Below are 1560 nucleotides of genomic sequence, written 5' to 3'. Positions count from 1 at the left end.
GGTCAGGAATGATGTTCAACTCTCTTAAATATTCGGCTCCGGAATCCACGGCAACCACATAACTGGAAAGCCCGACAACTTTCCGTAAAAAGACATCTGAAGAATCCTTTTTTCCGCCAAGAAACACAACTGCGGTTTTCATTAAACTTCTCCCGAAAACAGCATCCGCCTGTATTTATTTATAGTTCTTCTTGCTATTTTAATACCCCTTTGCTGTAATATTTTCGCGATTTTTGAGTCACTGAGACCCGGGTTTTCTTTCACGAGTTCGGCTATCATTTCCATGGCATCTTGTCTTGTTTGAGCACTACCAAAAAAATACCGTAGCGGAAAAGTTCCAACAGGAGTCTGGACATATTTCCCTTTCACAGCCCTGCTAACGGTTGATACAACAACATCTTTTTTTTCAGCGATTTCCGTCATCTTCAATGGAATGAATCTTTTCTTCTGTCCCAGAAAAAAGGCGCTGTTTTTCTTCACAAGTTCCCAGCCTATGCTGAAAAGAATCGAACGCCTTTTTTCAAGAGCGTTTACATAAAATTTAGCTTCCTGGAGTTTCTCATTCAGGTATTTTCCAGCTTCGCTGTTTAATTCCTGCAGGCATTGTTTATAAGTCTCATCGATCTTTATGGTAAGACCGTAATCTCGCACGCTCACTATGAAATTTCCATCGTTAAAATCTATGAAGAGATCCGGTTCAATATATCTTATGGGCATGCCATCCTCATAACCTGACGTGGGAAAAAGGCTATCACCTCTGAGCTTTTTCATTTCTTCGAGGCTTTCGGAAAATATGCCTTCAAATCCCACTTCCCGAATTTGCTGGATAACCTTTTCTAACAATTTTAATGGAAAATTGTATTCACACGCGATTTCTTTGAGTTTCTTCTTGAGTATGCCTTTTTCGTCCATATTTTCTTTAAGGGTTTCAAAAGCCTGGAATTCAGCGTCTTCGAGCAAATAATATGCAAGATTAGAAAGCATCTCTTCAAAGGAAGGTTGTGGCCCTTCGATCCTTTCAAAATCCCATCCCTGAAAGTCATCACGAATTTCACGCATATAGATGTTGTAATCCATTCTTGTATCGTAATCTTCTTCCTTTTCTTCCGCTGACTCTTCTGGAATCAGTTCATATTCATCTCTTTCCAGTTCTAAAAGCGGGTTTTCTTCAACTATCCCGTTCAATTCAGATTTCAATTCCAGGCAATTGAACTGGAGAAGCTTAAGCGCCTGTTGTACTTTCAGAGATAATTTGAGTTTTTGTTCAAGCCGTTGTGTAAGATTATGACTGAGCTTCACGCTATCACCATACCATTCAACAGGTTATTTTAATGAGTATAAAACCTGGTTTTTCATTTCAATTATACCTTTTGTCTCTTGAATCGCTTTCATAGGCTTTTAAATATTCAAAAACCTTTCCGTAGTTAGCCGCTATCACACTCGCCGAAAGCAGACCGCTTTGGCAGAATGCCCTGTTTTTCTTTGTTATGGTGGCCATTCTGGTCTTTGCCAATTGGGGAAAACCCATGGAATCAAGTGGACTTTGGCATGCGCTTTACA

2 protein-coding genes are annotated in these 1560 nt (G+C 39.7%); both read right to left on the bottom strand.

Features of this window, described 5'->3' with window-relative positions; genetic code table 11:
* Nucleotides 1–141: 141 nt before the first annotated feature.
* On the bottom strand, nucleotides 142–1299 hold the full coding sequence (locus AC3LHT_RS10300; RefSeq protein ID WP_290644848.1) for an RNA polymerase factor sigma-54: 1158 nt from the start codon (nucleotides 1297–1299) through the stop codon (nucleotides 142–144).
* Between the two features lie 58 nt (nucleotides 1300–1357).
* Entirely contained in the window at nucleotides 1358–1513 is a 156-nt protein-coding gene (locus AC3LHT_RS10295) for a hypothetical protein (protein ID WP_488662829.1), read from the bottom strand.
* Between the last annotated feature and the right edge of the window lie 47 nt (nucleotides 1514–1560).

The organism is Kosmotoga sp., assembly GCF_982836095.1.
This window is presented reverse-complemented; position numbering and strand designations above follow the sequence as displayed.